The sequence below is a fragment of the Alicyclobacillus cycloheptanicus genome, from assembly GCF_028751525.1.
Taxonomy (GTDB): domain Bacteria; phylum Bacillota; class Bacilli; order Alicyclobacillales; family Alicyclobacillaceae; genus Alicyclobacillus_L; species Alicyclobacillus_L cycloheptanicus.
Window position 1 is genome coordinate 3,251,005 of sequence record NZ_CP067097.1, and the last position, 20,092, is coordinate 3,271,096.

17 protein-coding genes, 2 tRNA genes and 1 pseudogene are annotated in these 20,092 nt (G+C 59.2%); 19 read left to right on the plus strand and 1 reads right to left on the minus strand.

Annotated elements, in window-relative coordinates; translation table 11 throughout:
* Positions 1-11 precede the first annotated feature (11 nt).
* From JI721_RS15145 to clpX, 10 genes and pseudogenes are all read left to right on the plus strand, one after another.
* Entirely contained in the window at positions 12-1,577 is a 1,566-nt protein-coding gene (locus JI721_RS15145; RefSeq protein ID WP_407654044.1) for a recombinase family protein, read from the plus strand.
* 9 nt (positions 1,578-1,586) lie between these two features.
* Positions 1,587-1,679, plus strand: a pseudogene (locus JI721_RS17370) (helix-turn-helix domain-containing protein); the annotation flags it as partial.
* A 109-nt stretch (positions 1,680-1,788) separates the two neighbouring features.
* Entirely contained in the window at positions 1,789-2,646 is an 858-nt protein-coding gene (gene murI / locus JI721_RS15150; protein WP_274455686.1) for a glutamate racemase, read from the plus strand.
* Entirely contained in the window at positions 2,643-3,227 is a 585-nt protein-coding gene (rdgB, locus tag JI721_RS15155; protein ID WP_274455687.1) for an RdgB/HAM1 family non-canonical purine NTP pyrophosphatase, read from the plus strand. The genes murI and rdgB overlap by 4 nt, the downstream gene beginning before the upstream one ends.
* A complete protein-coding gene (locus JI721_RS15160; protein ID WP_274455688.1) occupies positions 3,228-3,767 on the plus strand; it encodes a metallophosphoesterase family protein in 540 nt (179 codons plus the stop codon). It abuts the gene before it with no gap.
* Positions 3,768-3,926: 159 nt separating this feature from the next.
* Positions 3,927-4,000 (plus strand) — tRNA-Gly (locus JI721_RS15165).
* Positions 4,001-4,005: 5 nt separating this feature from the next.
* A tRNA-Arg gene (locus tag JI721_RS15170) sits at positions 4,006-4,082 on the plus strand.
* A gap of 207 nt (positions 4,083-4,289) precedes the next feature.
* On the plus strand, positions 4,290-5,582 hold the full coding sequence (gene tig / locus JI721_RS15175; protein ID WP_274455689.1) for a trigger factor: 1,293 nt from the start codon (positions 4,290-4,292) through the stop codon (positions 5,580-5,582).
* 108 nt (positions 5,583-5,690) lie between these two features.
* A complete protein-coding gene (gene clpP, locus JI721_RS15180; RefSeq protein WP_274455690.1) occupies positions 5,691-6,278 on the plus strand; it encodes an ATP-dependent Clp endopeptidase proteolytic subunit ClpP in 588 nt (195 codons plus the stop codon).
* Positions 6,279-6,385: 107 nt separating this feature from the next.
* Positions 6,386-7,663, plus strand: coding sequence for an ATP-dependent Clp protease ATP-binding subunit ClpX (gene clpX / locus JI721_RS15185; RefSeq protein ID WP_274455691.1), 1,278 nt, complete (start codon positions 6,386-6,388; stop codon positions 7,661-7,663).
* 199 nt (positions 7,664-7,862) lie between these two features.
* Here clpX and JI721_RS15190 read toward each other — a convergent pair whose 3' ends face one another.
* On the minus strand, positions 7,863-8,489 hold the full coding sequence (locus tag JI721_RS15190) for a sterol desaturase family protein (protein ID WP_274455692.1): 627 nt from the start codon (positions 8,487-8,489) through the stop codon (positions 7,863-7,865).
* A 180-nt stretch (positions 8,490-8,669) separates the two neighbouring features.
* Here JI721_RS15190 and lonB point away from each other — a divergent pair, with 180 nt between their 5' ends.
* From lonB to hemL, 9 genes are all read left to right on the plus strand, one after another.
* Positions 8,670-10,358, plus strand: a complete 1,689-nt coding sequence (gene lonB / locus JI721_RS15195) for an ATP-dependent protease LonB (protein WP_407654045.1) — start codon at positions 8,670-8,672, stop codon at positions 10,356-10,358.
* Positions 10,359-10,507: 149 nt separating this feature from the next.
* Complete coding sequence (lon, locus tag JI721_RS15200) at positions 10,508-12,925, plus strand: endopeptidase La (protein ID WP_274455694.1); 2,418 nt, start codon at positions 10,508-10,510, stop codon at positions 12,923-12,925.
* Positions 12,922-13,515, plus strand: a complete 594-nt coding sequence (yihA, locus tag JI721_RS15205; RefSeq protein WP_274455695.1) for a ribosome biogenesis GTP-binding protein YihA/YsxC — start codon at positions 12,922-12,924, stop codon at positions 13,513-13,515. The genes lon and yihA overlap by 4 nt, the downstream gene beginning before the upstream one ends.
* A 142-nt stretch (positions 13,516-13,657) precedes the next feature.
* Positions 13,658-15,070 carry a glutamyl-tRNA reductase gene (hemA, locus tag JI721_RS15210; protein ID WP_274455696.1) on the plus strand — a complete coding sequence of 471 codons (1,413 nt, stop codon included), beginning with the start codon at positions 13,658-13,660 and terminating at the stop codon, positions 15,068-15,070.
* Between the two features lie 6 nt (positions 15,071-15,076).
* Positions 15,077-15,892 (plus strand): cytochrome C assembly family protein, encoded by an 816-nt coding sequence (locus JI721_RS15215; protein ID WP_274455697.1) that lies wholly within the window; start codon positions 15,077-15,079, stop codon positions 15,890-15,892.
* A 15-nt stretch (positions 15,893-15,907) separates the two neighbouring features.
* The gene (gene hemC / locus JI721_RS15220; protein WP_307015596.1) at positions 15,908-16,849 is read left to right on the plus strand and encodes a hydroxymethylbilane synthase; all 942 of its coding nucleotides are present in this window, start codon (positions 15,908-15,910) and stop codon (positions 16,847-16,849) included.
* A gap of 12 nt (positions 16,850-16,861) precedes the next feature.
* Positions 16,862-17,656 carry a uroporphyrinogen-III synthase gene (locus JI721_RS15225; protein ID WP_274455698.1) on the plus strand — a complete coding sequence of 265 codons (795 nt, stop codon included), beginning with the start codon at positions 16,862-16,864 and terminating at the stop codon, positions 17,654-17,656.
* 44 nt (positions 17,657-17,700) lie between these two features.
* Positions 17,701-18,675: a porphobilinogen synthase gene (hemB, locus tag JI721_RS15230; RefSeq protein ID WP_274455699.1), complete on the plus strand. Its 975-nt coding sequence runs from the start codon at positions 17,701-17,703 to the stop codon at positions 18,673-18,675.
* A 58-nt stretch (positions 18,676-18,733) separates the two neighbouring features.
* Positions 18,734-19,978, plus strand: a complete 1,245-nt coding sequence (gene hemL / locus JI721_RS15235) for a glutamate-1-semialdehyde 2,1-aminomutase (RefSeq protein WP_274457896.1) — start codon at positions 18,734-18,736, stop codon at positions 19,976-19,978.
* Positions 19,979-20,092: the final 114 nt, after the last annotated feature.

Sequence of the window (20,092 nt, forward strand, 5' to 3'; positions counted from 1 at the left end):
AGGTGAGGGTATTGAATCGAGCGGCTATTTATGTTCGGGTTAGTACGGACTTGGACTCACAGAAGTACAGTCCAGAACATCAACTTGCAGCGTGTCGTGAGTATGCTGAAGCCGAGGGGCTAACCACTGATGACACCCTCGTATACAATGACGCTGGATTGTCCGGTACTGAAATGGAGAACCGCCACGAAGTAAAACGGATGTTGAACGATGCCAGGTTGGGGAAGTTCGAAGCAGTATTGTTTACTGCGGTCAGCCGTTTCGGTCGCGATATGGCAGACGTTTTTTCGATGAGAAAAAAGCTTGAATCTGTTTATGGTATCCGTATTGCAAGTATTGAGGAAGGGTACGATTCGGCAATCGAAGGCAGGAACAGTGAACAGTTATTCACGGTTTATACCATGCTGGCTGCCCATAAATCAAAAGAAATGTCACTTGCAATTAAGCGCGGTCTGCGGCAAGCCGCTAAGAGGGGACGCCATATCGGTAACGTGGTGCCTTACGGTTACACCAAAAATGCGGACAAGCAACTAATACCAAATCCAACCGAAGCCGCAATTATTCAAGACATCTTCAAAATGTACCTCAATGGCAACGGCTCGAAGTCAATTGCTGAACAACTGAATATGCGTGGAGTTCCTACAGCTACGAAGGCCCGTAAAGGAAAGGATACGTTATGGGGCGCGTCCACGATAAACGCAATTCTACATAATGAAGTGTATATCGGCAGGCTCATTGCTCACCGGTGGCAAATAGCCACGGACTACAAGGTATCCCGACAAGCTGATTCAATCGTCAAGCGTCAATCAGTGCGGGACCAGGATGAATGGGTTGTCATTGACGGGGCACACGAAGCGATTATAGACACAGACACATTCAATCGAGTACAAGACATGCTCAATAGGAAGGCGAAGAACAAGGGGATCAAAAGAACATCGAATCTGCTTGCAGGACTTATGACGTGTAAGAATTGCGGGGGTTCGATGATTGTTAGTGGGCGAGGGAAACTTGGAGGCACCAGAGACACGTACAAATACGTGATTTGTGCCGCTACTCGTCGCATCGGTAAATATGCCTGCCCGAATCATCAGTCTGTCAAATACGAACACGTTCTGAATGGAATACTTGAAGATTTACGTTCAATCGCGCATTCCGAGCGGGATATAGATCAAATTGCAACGTTGATTCTTACAACAGCACGTTCAGGACAAGAGGGGTCACAGCAACGCCTTGAAGCATTGAAACGACAACTAGAAGCTAACCAAGAGCAACAGATGAAGAATTTAGAGGCGTTTAGCACTGGTTTGTTTCCGCGTGAACTGGTCGAGCAGCGTCAGACAAAGTTAAGACAGGAAGCCGAACAGTTAAAGAAGGAAATCTCTAGTGTAGAAACGTCAGAACAACGTGAGCAGGATGCAGCACGTAAGGTTCAGGAAATACGCCAATCGTTGAACGTGTTTTTAAACTTGGACGATTACGACGAAATGACACAGCGTATAGCCTTGCGAAAACTTATTGACCGCATCGAGTTTGACGCTATGGGAAACGTAGAAGTTCGTTATTCTTGGCTTGCTTAGTACACCTGTGACCATATCTCTAATGTGATGAAAAAATTGAATGTAAAAGGACGTTCCCAAGCTGTCGTCGAACTTGTTCGCATGGGTGAGTTGACTATCTGATCACGATGCCCCTACGCTCGTTGTAGGGGTAGCTTTATTGTTGCTGGAGCTATACCATAGAAAGGTGAATCAACACCCTAGAAGCGATGCCGATGAGGAGAGAGATGGAGTGCAGAACAGCCAAGGGGACGACCGCCCAATCGGAGTCTTTGACTCTGGGGTCGGCGGCCTGACCGTCGTATCCGCCATCCGTGACTTGCTGCCTGACGAGGAAATCTATTACTTTGGAGATACTGCGAGATGCCCCTATGGCGACCGGGAGCCGGAAGAAGTTCGCACGTTCTCCCGGGAAGTGCTGGACTATCTCTATGATTTAGATGTCAAGATGTTTGTCGTCGCATGTAACACCGCGACGGCCACTGCGCTGCCGTTGTTGAAGCAGCGCTATGACATCCCTGTGCTGGGCGTCATTGAACCGGGTGCCAGAGCCGCCGTATTGGCAACGCGGACGGAACGCATTGGCGTGATTGGCACAGCGGTGACGATCGCCAGTGGTGCCTACGAAACGGCCATTCATGCCATCGCACCGCAGGCGAAGGTATTCAGCGCCGCCTGCCCGAGGTTTGTCCCGCTGGTCGAACGAGGGGTGGTGGCGGGCGCCGCCGTACAGGCCATCATTGAGGACTCGCTGCATGACCTGCTGGGACAGGACATTGATACGCTCATCCTAGGCTGTACGCACTACCCGTTGTTGTCTGACGCCATTGCGCGCGTCGTGGGTCCTTCGGTTCGGTTGATTTCGTCCGCCCATGAAACGGCACGGCAAGTGCAAAGGGAGTTGAACCAGCTGGGTGCGCTGCGAAACGCCGAACGTGGACCGGTGCACCATCGCTTTTTCACGAGCGGGGACGGGTCGCGCATGCGCCACGCGCTGCATCAGTGGCTGAACGAGTCGCCAAAGACTGTGGATGTCACGTCGGTGCAGCAACCCCTGAGTGTGCTGGTGAAAGGGGGACGGATGGTTTGACGGTATACCTGGCGACGAGAAACAGGCATAAGCTGGTGGAGTTTGACGAGCTGTTTCGGCCGTTCGGATTGACGCTGCGTCCGGTTCCGGATGAAGCGGGCGAGGCGCCGGAAACAGGAAGTACATTCGAAGAAAACGCAATTCAAAAGGCGCTGTATTACGGAAGACAGGTGGACGGTTGGGTGATTGCGGACGACTCCGGGATTTGCGTCGACGTGCTGGGCGGCGCGCCCGGTGTGCATTCTGCCCGCTTCGCGGGTACGCATGGCGATGACGCGGCCAATAACCGGAAGTTGTTGGAACAGCTTCGGGGCGTCCCGGAGCCGGCGCGCGGTGCCAAGTTTGTCTGCGCGTTGGCCGTGTGGCGTAATGACGGCCGGGATGTGCTCGTGGTGCGCGGAGAGGTGGCTGGCCGGGTGACGACGTCCATTCGCGGCGGCGCTGGATTTGGCTACGACCCGCTTTTCTATCTTCCGGCAGTGGACAAGACATTCGCCGAGTTGTCGCAAGCGGAGAAAAACCAAATCTCCCATCGGGCGCGCGCGGTGAGTCGATTGATGGAGGTGTGGGAGGGATTGTAAATGCGGCTTTGCCTGGTGAGTGATACGCATCGGTTTCGGCATGAACTGCTGATGGCCGTCAAGGCCGCGCAGCCGGTGGATGCGGTCATCCATGCCGGGGATGAAACGGCGGATGCCGCCTGGCTGGCCGAACGAGTTCGCTGGCCTGTGCTCGGGGTAGCCGGAAACTGGGATTCGGCATCAGACCACTTTCCGGAAGAGCGTGTGCTGACCAGCTTCGGCCCAGTTCTGCTCGTGACGCACGGGCACCGTGATCGGGTGAAGGGTGGACTCGCCGACCTTCGGGCGCGCGCAGACCGCACAGGTGCGCAGATTGTGGTGTTTGGACACACGCACCGCGCGATGGCTGTGTTTGAGGACGGGGTGCTGTTCGTGAATCCTGGCAGCTTGTCCAGTCCGCGCGGGCGGCGGGAACGGACCTTTGCACTGCTGGAAATCACCGCGAATCCAACTGGCTATGACGTCAGGGTATCACACTGGACCGTCACAGGGCACATGATTTCGGATTCGCTGCTGACCGCGGCCATCTCGGCCAAGTAAGCTCCGGCAAATCCGTTTCGGCAAATCACATTTGGTTCGCGTTCGCTTGACCTGGATTTGGTCATCGTCTACACTGATCTGTGCCAACAACGTCATCCCCGTCTGGTTTATGTTGCGTGAACACGGTTTGCGCACAGCGATGGGATGGCTGCGCATCCTGCGGGCGTAGTTCAATGGTAGAACTCCAGCCTTCCAAGCTGGTCGCGTGGGTTCGATTCCCATCGCCCGCTCCAGTTATGTCTCAGTAGCTCAGCTGGATAGAGCAACAGCCTTCTAAGCTGTGGGCCGGGGGTTCGAATCCCTCCTGAGACGCCAGTCAATGCCTGGTGCCTGCACACGTTTGGTGCGGGCTCTTTTGCTGGAGGCGCGTTTTCGGACGCTCTGAACCGCGGGCCGCCAGGTGCTGAAAACTCGACGTTGCAGATGCTTTGCGCAAGATGGTAAAATGTCGTACTGTATAACACTCGCACATGCGTCTTGTGTACGGTCTCTTGCAATGAAGTGTTGGGGAGGAAATAGTGAATGACGGTGAAGTGGGAAAAGACGTCGGCGAACGTCGGCGTGCTCGAGGTCGAAGTGGAGCGCGACGAGTTTGCTGAAGCACTCGATGTGGCATTCAAGAAGATTGTAAAACGGGTCTCGGTACCCGGTTTTCGAAAGGGTAAAGTCCCGCGCAAGATTTTCGAGTCGCGGTTTGGCGTAGAGTCCCTGTATCAGGACGCAGTGGACTACTTGCTGCCGAGAGCCTATGAAAAGGCTGTGGAGGAGTCCGGCATTGACCCGGTCGCGCAGCCGTCGGTGGACGTGGTTCAGGTGGAAGCCGGCAAGCCGTTCATTTTCAAGGCGACTGTCACGGTGCGGCCGGAAGTACAACTGGGTGAGTACAAGGGCATCGAAATTCAAGACAAGCCTTTCGAGGTCACGGACGAGGCGGTCAGCGAGGAAATCGACCGCATTCGGGAAAGTCACGCCGAGATCAACCCGGTTGAAGACGGCGAAGTCGAGAAGGGCGACACGGTCAGCATCGACTTCCAGGGCACCATTGACGGCGAGCCGTTCGAAGGCGGGGAAGCGGAAAACTTCCAATTGGAAGTCGGATCGGGCATGTTCGTGGCTGGCTTTGAAGACCAGCTGATTGGCATGAAGCCGGGCGAGGAACGGGACATCGTCGTGACCTTCCCGGAAGATTATCACGTGAAGTCCCTGGCTTCGAAAGAAGCGTCTTTCCACGTGGTGCTGCACGACATCAAACGCAAGTCGGTCCGTGAACTGAATGACGAGTTTGTGCAGGAAATCTCCGAGTTCCAGACGGTCGACGAGTTTGTGGCAGATGTCCGCAAGCAGTTGGAACATCGCGCGAAGCACGACCATGAGCGGTACTTGGAGGACCAGGCGGTCGAACAGGCTGTGAAGAATGCGACCGTCGAGATTCCGGATGTCATGATTGAGCATGAGATTGACCACCGGGTCAGCGACTTCGCGCAGCAGCTGCAAATGCAGCAAATTCCGTTGGATGAGTACCTGGAGTTCACGGGTATGACTCAGCAAGAGCTGCGTGACCGGTTCCGGGAGGCTGCTGAACAAGCGGTTCGCACCACGCTGGTACTGGATGCCATCGCGAAGGCGGAAAACCTGGAAGCGAGCGATGAAGAGGTCGAGGCGGAGCTGCAGAAGATTGCCGAGTCCGCGGGGATGCCGACGGACCGCATCCGGCAGATGCTGGGCTTGCGGGATCCGAATCTCGAGGGCTTCAAGTCAGACATCCGCACCAAAAAGACCGTTTCGTTCCTCGTTGAGCATGGCAAGTTGGTTTGAATTCGTGTAGAATACCAATATATCTGAAGGCTGAATGACACAAGGCACGGGACTCGTGCCTTGTTTTCTCAAACCAGCCCGAAGTCACCCAAGCGGGGAGGGATACCTGTGAGCCTGACACCAATCGTGATCGAACAAACGTCCCGCGGCGAGCGGTCCTACGACATTTACTCAAGGCTGCTGAGGGACCGCATCATTTTGTTGGGAACGCCAATCGACGACTACGTCGCGAACTCCATTGTCGCACAGCTGCTGTTTCTCGCCGCTGACGACCCAGAACGCGACATTCAATTGTATATCAACAGTCCAGGTGGGTCCGTGACCGCCGGATTTGCCATTTACGATACGATGCAGCACATCAAACCGGATGTATCGACCATGTGCATCGGCATGGCAGCCAGCATGGGCGCGTTCTTGCTGGCGGCAGGCGCCAAGGGCAAGCGCTACGCTTTGCCGAACAGTGAAATCATGATTCACCAGCCGCTTGGCGGCGTCCAGGGCCAGGCGTCTGACATCAAGATTCACGCGGACTGGATTTTGAAGACAAAAGAGAAGCTGAATCGCATTCTGTCGGAGAGAACCGGACAACCTTTGGAGAAGGTGGAACGCGATACCGACCGCGACAACTTCCTGTCCGCTGATGAGGCGCGCGCCTATGGGCTGATTGACGAGGTCATTCTGCACTCGCGGTCATAACTCGCAAGGACGTTCAGCGTCCTCGCTCCAGGACCGAGGATGGCACTGGGACGACCGATTTGCGTGGTGCAGAGGAAGTGCGTACCTCGATTAAGGGAGGGAACCTCATGTTCAAGTTTAACGAGGAGAAAGGCCAACTGAAGTGCTCCTTCTGCGGAAAGACGCAGGAGCAGGTGCGGAAGTTGGTTGCTGGCCCTGGTGTATACATCTGCGACGAGTGCATCGAGTTGTGCAACGAAATCGTTGAGGAGCAGCTCGGCGAAGACGAAGAGTTTGAACTGAAAGACGTACCGAAGCCGACAGAAATCAAGTCGATTCTGGACCAGTACGTGATTGGCCAGGAAACGGCAAAGAAGTCGCTGTCGGTGGCAGTTTACAACCACTATAAGCGCATCAACGCAGGCCGCCAGAAGAACGAGGATGTGGAAATCGCCAAGAGCAACATCATGCTCATTGGACCGACGGGCAGCGGTAAGACGCTGCTGGCGCAGACGCTGGCTCGCATTTTGAACGTTCCGTTTGCAATTGCGGACGCCACATCCTTGACTGAAGCAGGGTACGTCGGTGAAGATGTCGAGAACATCTTGCTGAAGTTGATTCAAGCCGCCGATTACGATGTGGAAAAGGCCGAACGGGGCATTATCTACATCGATGAAATTGATAAGATTGCGCGCAAGTCGGAGAACCCGTCGATTACGCGTGATGTGTCTGGTGAGGGCGTGCAGCAGGCGCTGTTGAAAATCCTGGAGGGGACCGTCGCGAGCGTTCCTCCGCAGGGCGGACGCAAGCACCCGCATCAGGAGTTCATCCAGATCGACACGACAAACATCCTGTTCATCTGCGGCGGGGCGTTTGACGGCATCGAAACGATTATCAAGCGCCGGCTCGGGAACAAGGTCATCGGCTTTGGCGCAGCGGGTTCCATCACGAACGAGGCGGCTTCCAATAATGTGCTGTCGAAAGTCCTGCCGGAAGACCTGCTGAAGTTCGGATTGATTCCGGAGTTTATCGGCCGCCTTCCGGTGGTGACGACGTTGGAAGCACTCGATGAAGCCGCGCTTCGCCGGATTCTGCTGGAGCCGAAGAACGCACTGGTCAAACAGTTCCAGAAGCTGCTGGAGATGGACGGCGTGACGCTGGAGTTTCATGAGGATGCGTTGAACGCAATCGCCAAGGAAGCCATCAAGCGCGGCACGGGGGCACGTGGACTGCGAGCGATTATTGAGTCCATCATGCTCGACGTGATGTATGAACTGCCGTCACGGGAAGACGTCAAGAAGTGCATCATTACGGAGGAAGCGGCGACTCGCACCGCTGGACCTCTGCTGCTGGGCAAGGACGGCAAGGCGACAAAGATTCTTCGCAAGTCTGAGGAAACGGCCTGACGCAGCGACGCAGCATGCAAGAGCCTCCCGGTAACAGTGATGTGAAACCGGGAGGCTTTTTTGTGGCAGAAAAAAGCCTGCTTCAGGGGGCTCGTCCATTCGGACGGGCGCGAAGCAGGCCAAGCTGGCTGTTCGAGTTCATCAGGTACGTGCGCCAGGCACGCGCGGCGTGTTGTAAAACAAGCTGCGCGTGAGAGCGTTAGAACAAGCCCCGGTGCCGCGCCGGGAGTTCGGTCGGCGGGTCCACTTTCGGTACGGAATCACGGTCGGGATCGGTGTGAAACAGGATGTCCATCGTGGGATGGGTCACGCCGAACCAGTAATTTTCGTTTTTGTAGTGATGCAGCAAATGAAACTTCTTCATCCATTTTCCCCACCGGGTCCGTGGAATGATGGGACGATGGGAAACGAAATGCGTCCACTCATAGTTGAGCTGCGAGAGACTTGTACCAACGACGAATGCGGCCATGCAGGGTACATTTCTCGTGAGCAGCCAGCCGACGACCCAAACAGCGATGTAACCGGGAATGTTGTACAGATTGGGCGTCAGCAGGTACTTCATTTCGGTCGGTTCAATGTGGTGCTGCACGTGTCCTTCGTAGGCCTTTGGCAGCACGATTTTCATCAAGCCGTGCAGGATGAACCGATGAATGAAGTACTCAATGATGAAAAAGAAGAGCAAACCACCCAAAAAGTAATAGAGCATGGAGAGATGATACCCACGCAGGCCGCCCAGGACGACGGCGGCCACGACATCCGCAGCCAGCACCAATCCGATGAACAGCGGTCTTGCGTCCTTGGCAAATTCTTTCATATATGCATTCATGCGCTCACCCGTTACCAATTATACACCCATTTGTCGGCGATCAGGAATTCAAAACCTGCCTTCACTGACGTGTGTCTGCTGTTTATGGGCAGATCTGCCTGGACATACTGAACATATCCGTTTCGGTTTATACCTGGGCGCCCGGTGGGCAGGGTGGTCCGACGAGAGAGGGGATTGTTGGTGAGTGCTACGATTTTGGCCGTGATCCAGGTGTTCTTCGCCGTGGTGATCGGGCTTTATTTCTGGAACCTCCTGAAGACGCAAAACAGCAACCGCAATGCGATTGAGAAAGAATCGCGCAAGGAACTCGACAAGCTGCGCAAGATGCGTACGATTTCGCTGAGTGAACCATTGTCGGAAAAAACCCGGCCCGTATCGCTGGACGACATTGTGGGGCAAAAGGACGGCCTGAAGGCGCTGCGCGCGGCCATCTGCGGACCCAACCCACAGCACGTCCTGATTTACGGTCCGCCGGGTGTTGGCAAGACTGCAGCGGCCCGCGTGGTGTTGGAAGAGGCGAAGAAGAACCCGGCGTCGCCGTTTCAGGCGGACGCCAAATTCGTCGAACTGGACGCGACCACGGCGAGGTTCGACGAGCGAGGGATTGCAGACCCATTGATTGGCTCGGTGCACGACCCCATCTATCAAGGGGCGGGCGCGATGGGCATGGCGGGGATTCCTCAGCCGAAGGCGGGTGCGGTGACCAAGGCGCACGGGGGCATGCTGTTCATTGACGAAATCGGTGAACTGCACCCTATCCAAATGAACAAGCTGCTGAAGGTGCTGGAGGACCGCAAGGTGTTCCTGGAGAGTGCGTACTATAGTTCCGAGGACACGTCCATCCCGCCCCACATTCACGATGTCTTTCAAAATGGGCTGCCAGCCGACTTTCGCTTGGTCGGCGCGACCACCCGGTCGCCGGAGGAGATTCCGCCGGCGATTCGATCACGGTGCATGGAGATCTACTTCAAGCCTTTGAATAAGGCAGAAATTCGACAAATTGTCAGCCGGGCCGCCTTGAAACTGGGCATGCCGATGGAAGACGCGGCGATTGACGAGGTCACGAAGTATGCGACGAACGGCCGCGAGGCGGTGAATATCGTGCAAATCGCCGGCGGGCTCGCCCTGACGGAGAAGCGCAACCGCATTTACCTGGTCGATGTGCAGTGGGTCATCCAGTTCAGTCAAATCAGCCCGCGTCTGGAACACCGCATCCATGCGCAGCCTCAGGTGGGGGTCGTCAACGGACTCGCGGTGTACGGTCCGTCCGCGGGCATGCTGCTGGAGATTGAGGTCTCCGCAAAGCCCGCAAACGGCAAGGGCTCCATCACCATCACAGGCCTGGTCGAAGAGGAGACCGTCCGCAGCGGCGGCCGCAGCATGCGGCGCAAGTCGATGGCAAAGAGTTCGGTCGACAACGTGATCACGGCGCTCAACCGGTGCATGGGAATCGACGTGAATGGTTATGATCTGCACGTGAACTTCCCGGGCGGGATGCCAGTGGATGGACCGAGCGCAGGCATTGCGATGGCTACTGCCGTGTATTCCGCCGTGACGGGCATTCCAGTCCTGAATACGGTTGCGATGACGGGTGAAATTTCGCTGCGCGGGCTGGTAAAGCCTGTGGGCGGTGTGCCGGCGAAGATTGAGGCGGCGATTGAGGCGGGTGCACAGACCATCATCATCCCGCGCGACAATTGGCAGGAGACATTCCGTGCCGATGGTTCGCCGAAGATCGTCCCTGTAGAGCGGTTCGAGGATGTGCTGAAACTGTCCTTGGTCGGTGGATTAGATGACAAACCGTCCGGGTTCACGTCTGTCGTGGTTCCGCCCCAGCCCATGAACGCGGCGGCACCGCCGACGACGTAACCGCACGCCCGGCGGCCCAGAGACAGGCCGGGACTTTGGCTGAGACGACACGGGAAGTGCAGGGGCCGGTCGAGTGATTAGACTTTGACCGGCCGTTTTTGTAAAATATAGTCCACATCGTGGCACTGCGAACGCATGGGGGTGGGGAGATGGCCGCGGATTCACCTGCGAAAGACGTATATCCACTGCTCCCGCTTCGGGGGCTGTTCTTATATCCTTCAATGGTTCTCCACTTTGACGTCGGCCGTGACAAGTCCATTAAGGCACTTGAACAGGCGATGCTGGGCGAGCACTTGATTCTGCTGTCGTCACAGGAAGACGTTCAAATCGACGACCCAACGGCTGACGACCTGTATCCGGTCGGCACCATTGCCAGGGTCAAGCAAATGATGAAACTTCCAAATGGCATCTTCCGCGTGCTGGTCGAAGGCGTCGAGCGCGCACGCATTGAATCGTTTCTTCGTTCCGAGGACTGGTTTGAAGTGCGCGTCCAGCGGTTTCCGGACGAAGCGGTTCCGGCTTCGCCAGAATTGCAGGCCCTGGTCCGTTCGGTGCTGCAGCAGTTTGAGCAGTATGTCAAATTGTCCAAGAAGGTGGACCAGGAGACGTATGCCAGTGTGCTGGACATCGACGAACCAGGGCGTCTCGCCGATGCCGTGGCGTCACACCTGCCGTTGAAAATCAAGGAAAAGCAGGAGATTCTCGAAGCCTTCGACGTGCGCGAACGGCTCGAACGGCTGCTGCAAATCCTCTCCGACGAGCGGGAAGTGCTGGAGCTGGAGCGCAAAATTCACCAGCGCGTCCGCAAGCAGATGGAGCGCACGCAGCGGGAGTATTACCTGCGCGAACAGATGAAAGCCATCCAGAAGGAACTCGGCGACCGCGAAGGGCGCGCCGCGGAAGTTGAGGAACTGCGCGAGGCGCTGGCCGCGAAGGCCCTGCCGAATGAGGTCCGGGAGCGTGTCGAAAAGGAAATCGAGCGGCTGGAGCGCATTCCTGCTTCATCCGCGGAGGGCACCGTGGCCAGAACCTATATTGACTGGCTGCTCGGGCTGCCTTGGCTGGAGTCGGTCAAATCCTCGGTGGACTTGGCCAAGGCGGAGCGGATTCTCAATGACGAACACTTTGGGTTGGAGAAAATCAAGGAACGCATCCTGGAGTTTCTGGCGGTGCAGAAACTGGCGTCACGCCAGACCGGTCCCATCATCTGCCTGGCGGGCCCGCCCGGTGTGGGCAAAACGTCGTTGTCGAAGTCCATCGCGAAGTCGCTCGGCCGTCCTTTTGTTCGCATCTCGCTCGGGGGCGTGCGGGACGAAGCGGAGATTCGCGGGCATCGGCGTACGTATATCGGGGCCATGCCTGGGCGCATCATTCAAGGCATGAAGCAGGCAGGCAAACGCAACCCAGTGTTTTTGCTGGACGAGATTGATAAAATGGCCAGCGACTTCCGCGGCGATCCAGCGGCGGCGATGCTGGAGGTCCTCGACCCGGAGCAGAATGCGACGTTCTCCGACCACTATATCGAGGTCCCGTACGACTTGTCGGATGTCCTGTTCATCACCACGGCGAACAACGTGTACGACATCCCGGGACCGCTCCGAGACCGCATGGAAATCATCCATCTATCGGGGTATACCGAGCTCGAGAAGCTGGAGATCGCAAAGCGGCATCTGTTTCCCAAGCAGCGTGAGAAGCATGCCTTAAAGGGCGACAAAATTCGTCTGCCCGATGACGTGATGCTGCGCATCATCCGCGACTATACGCGCGAAGCAGGTGTGCGGCAGCTCGACCGGCTGCTGGCGGCCGTGTGCCGGAAGGTGGCCCGAAAGGTTGCGGCCGGCGAGAACAAGCGGGTGAGCGTCACCGAAAAAGTGCTGACGGTGTTCCTGGGACCGCCCATCTTTCGTCACGGCGAAATTGAGGAAACCGACCAGGTCGGCGTGGTCAACGGCCTGGCTTGGACCGAGGCGGGCGGCGATACGTTGACGATTGAGGTGTCCATCGTGCCGGGCAAGGGCAAGCTGGTGCTGACCGGTCACCTCGGGGACGTGATGAAGGAAAGCGCGCAGACCGCACTCTCGTATGTTCGGTCGCGCTGCAAGGAGTTGGCCATTCCGGCCGACTTCACAGAACGGGTCGACATTCACGTCCACGTGCCGGAGGGCGCGATTCCCAAGGATGGGCCGTCCGCCGGGATCACGATGGCGACCGCGATTGCTTCTGCATTGACCAACCGCCCCGTCTCCAGGTTCGTGGCGATGACGGGCGAGATTACGTTGCGCGGCCGGGTTCTGCCGATTGGCGGCTTGAAAGAAAAGAGCCTGGCGGCGCACCGGGCGGGCATTAAAACCGTGCTGATGCCGGAAGGCAACGAACGCGACCTGCGGGACATTCCGGCGTCGGTTCGAGAAGCCGTACGCTTTGTGCCGGTCCGTCACATGGACGACGTGCTGGCAGAAGCCCTCTTGCCCGGAACCGGGGAGAAAAACGGATTGTTCGACCCGGACGATACGTCGTTTCCGAACTTGGTCCAAGAGCGGTACATTGAGGAGAGTACGCACCAGTGATTGTGAAGCGTGCCGAATTTGAAATCAGCGCGGTACGGCCCGCGCAGTGGCCCAATGACGGGCTGCCTGAATTTGCGTTTGTCGGCCGCAGCAACGTCGGAAAGTCGTCGCTGCTGAACCGCTTGTTGTCTCGGAAAGCCTTGGCGCGCGTCTCGCAAAAGCCTGGAAAGACGCAGCAAATCAACTTCTTTGTGGTGAACGAGGCGTTCCGCTTCGCGGACTTGCCGGGGTACGGGTATGCGGCGGTCAGCAAGACGACGCGCGCGCAGTTTTCGAAGATGATGGGAGAGTATCTGACCCAGCGTACCCCGTTGAAGCGCGTACTGCACTTGATTGACATCCGGCACGAGCCGACGGCCGATGACCAGTTCATGCACGCCGAGTTGATGCAGCTCGGCGTGCCGCTGTGTGTCGTAGCGACGAAGTCTGACAAAATTTCACGCGGTCAGCACCGGGCGGCGGTCCAGCGGATCGAAAAAATCCTGCGGACTCCGTACGCGGTGGTCCCCGTCTCCAGCCAGACCGGGGCAGGCATCAATGATGTCTGGACCATGATTGAAGCGGATTTGGAGACGCTGCGGCAGGTGTAGCGCACCGCCTGCAGGAATTGTTCCAGAGCTGACACATTTCGCGGGCATCGGCCAGTTTCAAGACATGTTATAATGAGGATGGACTTGCAATCTGTGCATGTCCAGTCTCGTATGTCTACAAGCGGTTCGGAGGTGTGGACGCATGCAACTGATGATGGTGGGGATGAATCACCGTACAGCCCCCGTGGAACTACGCGAACGCGTCGCCATCGCGGAAGCGGACCTCGAACCGATTTATCTCCAATTTTCACAGTCACGGACCCTGTTTGAGAGTGTGGTTCTGTCCACTTGCAATCGGACGGAACTGTATGTGGTTGGGGCTTCTGTGCAAAGCGTGCGGGATTACCTGCAGAAGTTTCTCGCGCGCCGCGCCGGCATGTCTGAGGAAGCGATGCTGCCGCACGTGATGTGGCTGCAAGGAGAGGCCGTGGTGCGCCACCTCATGAGAGTGGCGTCCGGGCTCGATTCGATGGTTGTCGGGGAGACACAAATTCTCGGCCAAGTGCGCGACGCCTTTCGGGTGGCCAGCGAATGCGGCGCGACCGGCTTGATTCTCAACCAGTTAATGCGGACCGCGATTCACTTGGGCAAGCGGGCGCATACCGAAACTGCCATTGGCCAAAACGCTGTATCCGTCAGCTATGCGGCGGTTCAGTTGGCGAAAAAGGTGTTTGGCGACTTGCATGGCCGACAGGTGCTTGTCGTCGGTGCCGGCAAAATGGGCCGCTTGACGACCCAGCACCTGCATGCGAATGGCATTGGGGCGCTGCGTGTCGTCAACCGTTCGCTGGAACGGGCCGAGCAGCTGGCGGAGGAGTTTGGCGGCACGGCCATCGAGTGGTCGGCGCTGGCCGGCGCCTTGGCCACCGCGGACATTGTCATTTCCTCCACGGGCGCACCCGGGTTGGTCATTACGAAGGAGCAAGTGGAGGCTGCGGTACGGGGACGGGGCGGCCGCCCTTTGGTGTTGATTGACATCGCCGTGCCGCGCGACATTGACCCCGCCGCGGCGCACACCAGCCACGTGTTTCTCTATGATATTGACGACCTCGAGGGCGTCGTCGCCGCAAACCAGGCTGAACGTGCGCGTGAGGCAGAGACGGTCGGGCGGATGATTGACGAGACCTTCGCGTCGTTCGTTGCGTGGCTGGCGGAGCAGCGTGTGGTGCCGGTGATCAGCGCGATCCGCGAAAAGGGTGCGGAGATTCAGGCCAGTGTGATGGCGAGCCTGGAACGAAAGCTGCCCGAGCTGTCGGAGCGCGAGCGCAAGCTGATTCGCAAACACGCGATGAGCATCGTCAACCAACTGCTGCGGGACCCGATTCGAAATATGAAGGAAATCGCCACTGCGCAAGGCGGCGCCGATGCCGTGCAGCTGTTCGCGCAGCTGTTTGGCGTGTCGGAGGAAGCGTTGGCCGATCCGGCCGTGGACATGCTGCTGGATTCGGCTGTCGCAGAACCAGGCCTGTCAGCACAGGCGTGGGAGCGTCGCGAGGCCGAAGGGCAGCGCGCGGCGGGCCTGCGAAACGCGCCGCTTCATCCTGCGCTGCGGTAGGGTTCGATGGCAGCGATGCGCGCCTTATACGATGCGTTCAACTTGATGTACGCGCTGAGCCTGATTCTCTTTTTCAGCGATCTCATTCAACCGCGCCGTTTCGTCAACCGTACGGCGCTTGTTTTGTTGTTTGTGGCGTTTGGACTGGAGAGCGGACTGCTGCTGATGCGGCTGCGCGCGCTTGGCTATGTCGCGGTATACACGCGGATGGACGTGTTGTTCTTGGTGTCGTGGTTGTTGATGCTCATCACATTGGTGCTGGACACCTTTTTTCGGATTGGCCTGGCGTTGTTTTTTGTCAACGTGCTCGGGTACGCGCTGGTGGCGTTTGACACCTTTGGCCGCCAAGGCAAGTTCCTGTTTCCGAAGCACCAGCTGGATTTGCTCGTGCTGCACGTGTCGCTCGCCGTGATCAGCTACGTGTGTTTCGCTTTTGCGTTTGTGTACTCGTTCATGTACCTTATACAGGATCGGGTTCTGCGGGCCAAACGCTGGAATCAGCTGTACTTTCGCTTGCCCGCGCTCGAACGCCTCGACACCTTCGCGTTTCGCTCGGTTGCGCTCGGCGTACCGGTGCTGCTGGTGGCGATGGTGCTCGGCGTCATCTGGGGCAAGCTCGTGCTCAACCGCTGGATTCTCATGGACCCGAAGCCGCTTGCGACGCTGATTGTCTGGCTGATGTACGCCGTGTACCTGGGGTTTCGCATCCGGTCCGGCTGGGGCGGGCGGCAGCTGGCGTGGTACAACATGTTTTGCGCGCTGGCGGTGCTGCTGAACTTTGCGGTGGTCAACGATTACTCCAATTTTCATCATGCGTTTTAGGTGGAGACGTTCGAGGTGACAGACGTGCGACAGATTCGCGTAATATCGAGAAAAAGCCAGCTGGCGATGCAGCAGACGCGCTGGGTGATTGACGCGGTGCAGGCGCTTCGGCCGGACTGGCGCTTTGAAATTGTTCCGATTGTCACCCAAGGCGACCGGATTCAAAACGTGCCCTTGTCCGAAGTGGGCGGCAAGGGTTTGTTTGTGACAGAAGTCGAGCAGGCCTTGCTGCGGGGCGACGGCGATTTTACCGTACATAGCTTGAAAGACGTGCCCGCGGAGGTAGCACCGGGGTTGGTTCTGGCCGGGTTTCCGGCCCGCGAGGAGCCGCGAGACGCGCTGATTTCACGAAACGGCTTGCCGCTTTCCGAGCTGCCCACGGGCGCCCGCATCGGCACGTCGAGTCTGCGCCGGGCGGCCCAGCTTTTGGCGGCGCGTCCTGACCTTGCAATTGTCCCGATTCGCGGGAACATCGACACCCGTCTGCGCAAACTCGAAACGGACGATCTCGACGCGATTGTGCTGGCGGCAGCAGGATTGCGGCGCATGGGCTGGGGCGGCCGCATCACCGAACTGCTGGCGCTGGACGTGTGCCTGCCGGCGGTTGGTCAGGGCATTTTGGGCATCGCCTGCCGGGCGGATGACGAATCGCTGCTGGACGCGCTGGCTGAGTTGACGGACGCGGACACGAAGGCGGCTGCCCAGGCAGAGCGTGCCCTGTTGGCGCGGCTGGAGGGCGGCTGCCAGGTTCCGATTGCGGGCTATGCCGAAAAGCGGGACGGCCGCCTGTGGGTGCGCGGATTGGTGGCCAGCCCGGACGGCGCGACGGTGATTCGGGCCGAAGCCGTGGGGGAGGATGCGGCGGCGGTCGGAAATGAAGCGGCCGACCGCTTGTTGGCGCAGGGCGCCGCGCAGGTGATTGGCACGGTTGCCGCCAAAGCGCCGCCGCTGTCGTGAGGAGGCGGGATCATGCAGCGAACGCAGACGGGGTTTGCTGGTCACGTGGTGTGGGTCACCCGCCCGCGCTCGGAAGCGGCTGACCTGGCCGATTTGATACACGCCATGGGCGGCTGCTGTCTGACAGCACCGCTGATTGAGATCCGCTCCCGCGTCGCACCCGACACCCTGGCGGCGCTTGCAAACCTTCAGGCATTCGACGGCGTCGTCGTGACATCGGCGAATGCCGTACGTGCCATCGCGACGGCACATGCCAAGGCGGCGATGACGCCGCCGGCCGACAGCCCGCCGTGGTATGCGGTCGGGGCGGCGACGCGCCGGGCCGTCGAGTCGCTGGGGTACCGTGCGGTGGTTCCGCCAGGCGTACGGTCGGGCGGGCAGTTGGCGGAGGGTCTGGCTGCCGCAGCAGGACAGGGCCAGCGGCTCCTGTACCTGCGTGGGCAACTCGCCGATTCGACCACCGCCGCCGTGCTTCGTGCCGCCGGGTACACCGTGGACGAGCACATCTGTTACGACACGGTGCCGGCACCCTGGCCGGAGGCGGCCTGGACAAGCTTTGTGCAGGCGCCGCCGCCGCGCGTTCTCTTGTTGTTCAGTCCGTCTGCGGTGCAGGCGCTTGCCGCGCAGGTGGATGTGACGTCCAGCATGCTGCAGCAGGAAACGGTGGTGGGCTGCATTGGGCACACCACCGCGCGCGCCTGCCGGGACATCGGGCTCTCGGTTCACGTGGTCCCCGAGAAACCCGACGCGGCTGCACTGGTGCTGGCGGCTGCAGTGGAGGTGGGCCGGTGGCGGCATGAGCCATAGAAGAGGCATCCACCATACATCGTATCTGGAGGAGGACATGCATCATGGAGTTTGATCGTCATCGCCGGCTCCGTTCCAGTGCCGCCATGCGGCGCCTGGTTCGGGAGCATCGCTGGACGCCGGATGATTTGGTGTATCCGATGTTTGTGCAGGAAGGGCTGAGCGGCAAGGAAGAGATCGCATCGATGCCCGGGGTGTATCACCTCGGACTGGACGCGTTCCGCCGCGAAGTCGAGGAAGTCTCGGAGCTCGGGCTGCCTGGCATCCTGTTGTTCGGCATTCCGCTGGAAAAGGATGAACACAGCACGAGCGCCTATGCGGAGCATGGCATCGTGCAGGAGGCGGTGCGCGCAGCGAAGGCCATCAACCCGGACCTGCTCGTGATGACCGACGTCTGCCTGTGCCAGTACAATCCGGCGGGACACTGCGGCATCGTGCAGGACGGCAAGATTGTCAATGACCCCAGTTTGAAACTCATCGCCGAGACGGCCCTCTCCCACGCGGCTGCCGGCGCCGACGTCGTGGCGCCTTCCGACATGATGGACGGCCGGGTGGCTGCGATTCGCGCGCTGCTCGACGAGCATGGCTACGTCGACACCACCATCCTCTCCTACGCCGTCAAGTACGCCTCCGCGTTTTACGGCCCGTTCCGGGAAGCGGCGCACTCGTCGCCGGCGTTCGGGGACCGGCGGACGTACCAGATGGATCCCGCCAATGTCCGCGAAGCCCTGCGCGAAGCGGCGTCCGACCTGGCGGAAGGCGCCGACATGCTGATGGTCAAACCGGCCCTCAGCTACATGGATGTGACCAAGTCCATTCGCGACAACTTTGACGTGCCCGTTTCGACCTACAATGTGAGCGCCGAATACAGCATGGTCAAGGCCGCTGCGAACCACGGGTGGATTGATGAGCGCGGCATTGTGACGGAGATGTTGACCTCGTTCAAGCGGGCCGGCGCCGACTTCATCTTCACCTACCACGCGAAAGACGCAGCCCGCTGGTACAAAGAAGAGGGGTGATTTCTTGACAGCTTCACGTCCGAAATCCGAATCCGCGTTTGCACAGGCCAAACAAGTCATGCCCGGCGGCGTGAACAGCCCGGTGCGGGCATTTCGCGCCGTCGGCGGTTCGCCGTTTTTCGCCGATCACGGTGAAGGGCCGTACCTGTACGACATTGACGGCAACCGGTACATCGACTACCTGCTGTCCTGGGGACCGCTCATCTGGGGCCACGCGCATCCGGAAATTGTGCGCGCCGTGACGGAAGCGGCGGCGCGCGGCACCAGCTTCGGCGTGCCCACGGAGCTGGAGACGGAGATGGCGAAACAGGTGATTGACCTGGTGCCGTCGATGGACGTGGTCCGCATGGTCAACAGCGGCACCGAGGCCACGATGAGCGCCATTCGCCTGGCGCGCGCCTACACGGGCCGGCGGTACCTGGTGAAGTTTGCCGGGTGCTACCACGGACATGCGGACGCGCTCTTGGTGAAGGCCGGCTCCGGCGTGGCCACACTCGGGCTGCCGGACAGCCCAGGCGTACCGCAGGAGACCGCGCAAGCGACGCTCACCCTGCCCTATAACGATGAAGCGGCGCTCCGAGCCCTGTTTGCGGCGCGCGGGGAGGAAATCGCGGCCGTGATCGTCGAACCGGTAGCTGGCAACATGGGCTGCGTCCCACCGGTGCCCGGCTTCCTGGAGGCCCTCCGCGAAGTGACGCGGGCAGCGGGCGCGCTCCTGATTTTCGACGAAGTGATGACCGGTTTCCGCGTCGGTCTCGGCGGCGCGCAGGGGCGGTTCGGTATCGATCCCGACTTGACCACGCTGGGAAAAGTGATTGGCGCGGGACTGCCGGTCGGAGCGTACGGCGGCAAGCGGGACATCATGGCGGCCGTCGCGCCGGAGGGACCGGTCTATCAGGCTGGCACCCTGTCTGGCAACCCGCTGGCGATGGCGGGCGGACTGACGTCGCTGCGGATGCTCGCGGAGGCGGCGGCAAACGGTCTGTATGAGCGGCTCGAGGCTTATGGCCAGCGGCTCGCGGACGCGTTTGTCGCCGCTGGCAAGAAGCGCGGGGTGCCGGTGTCGGCACATGCCATCGGCGGCATGTTCGGCCTGTTCTTCCACGGCGGCCCCATCCGCAGCGCGGACGACACCAGTCAGGCGGATAAGGCGCTGTATGCGAAGTTCTTCCATGCCCTGCTGGACGCTGGCGTGAGCCTCGCGCCGTCGCAGCTGGAGGCCGGGTTTCTGTCCGCCGTCCATACGGACGACGACATTGCGCGGACGGAAGAGGCCATCACGCAGGCATTCGACCGCCTGTAGCCTGCTGAACGGGCGCGGCTGCGGCCTGCTTGACCGGACTTGCGCCGTGCCAGCTTCACCGGCCCGGCGGCAGCGACAACGTGACATCGGGTGGGATGCCAGGTGGACTTGGTC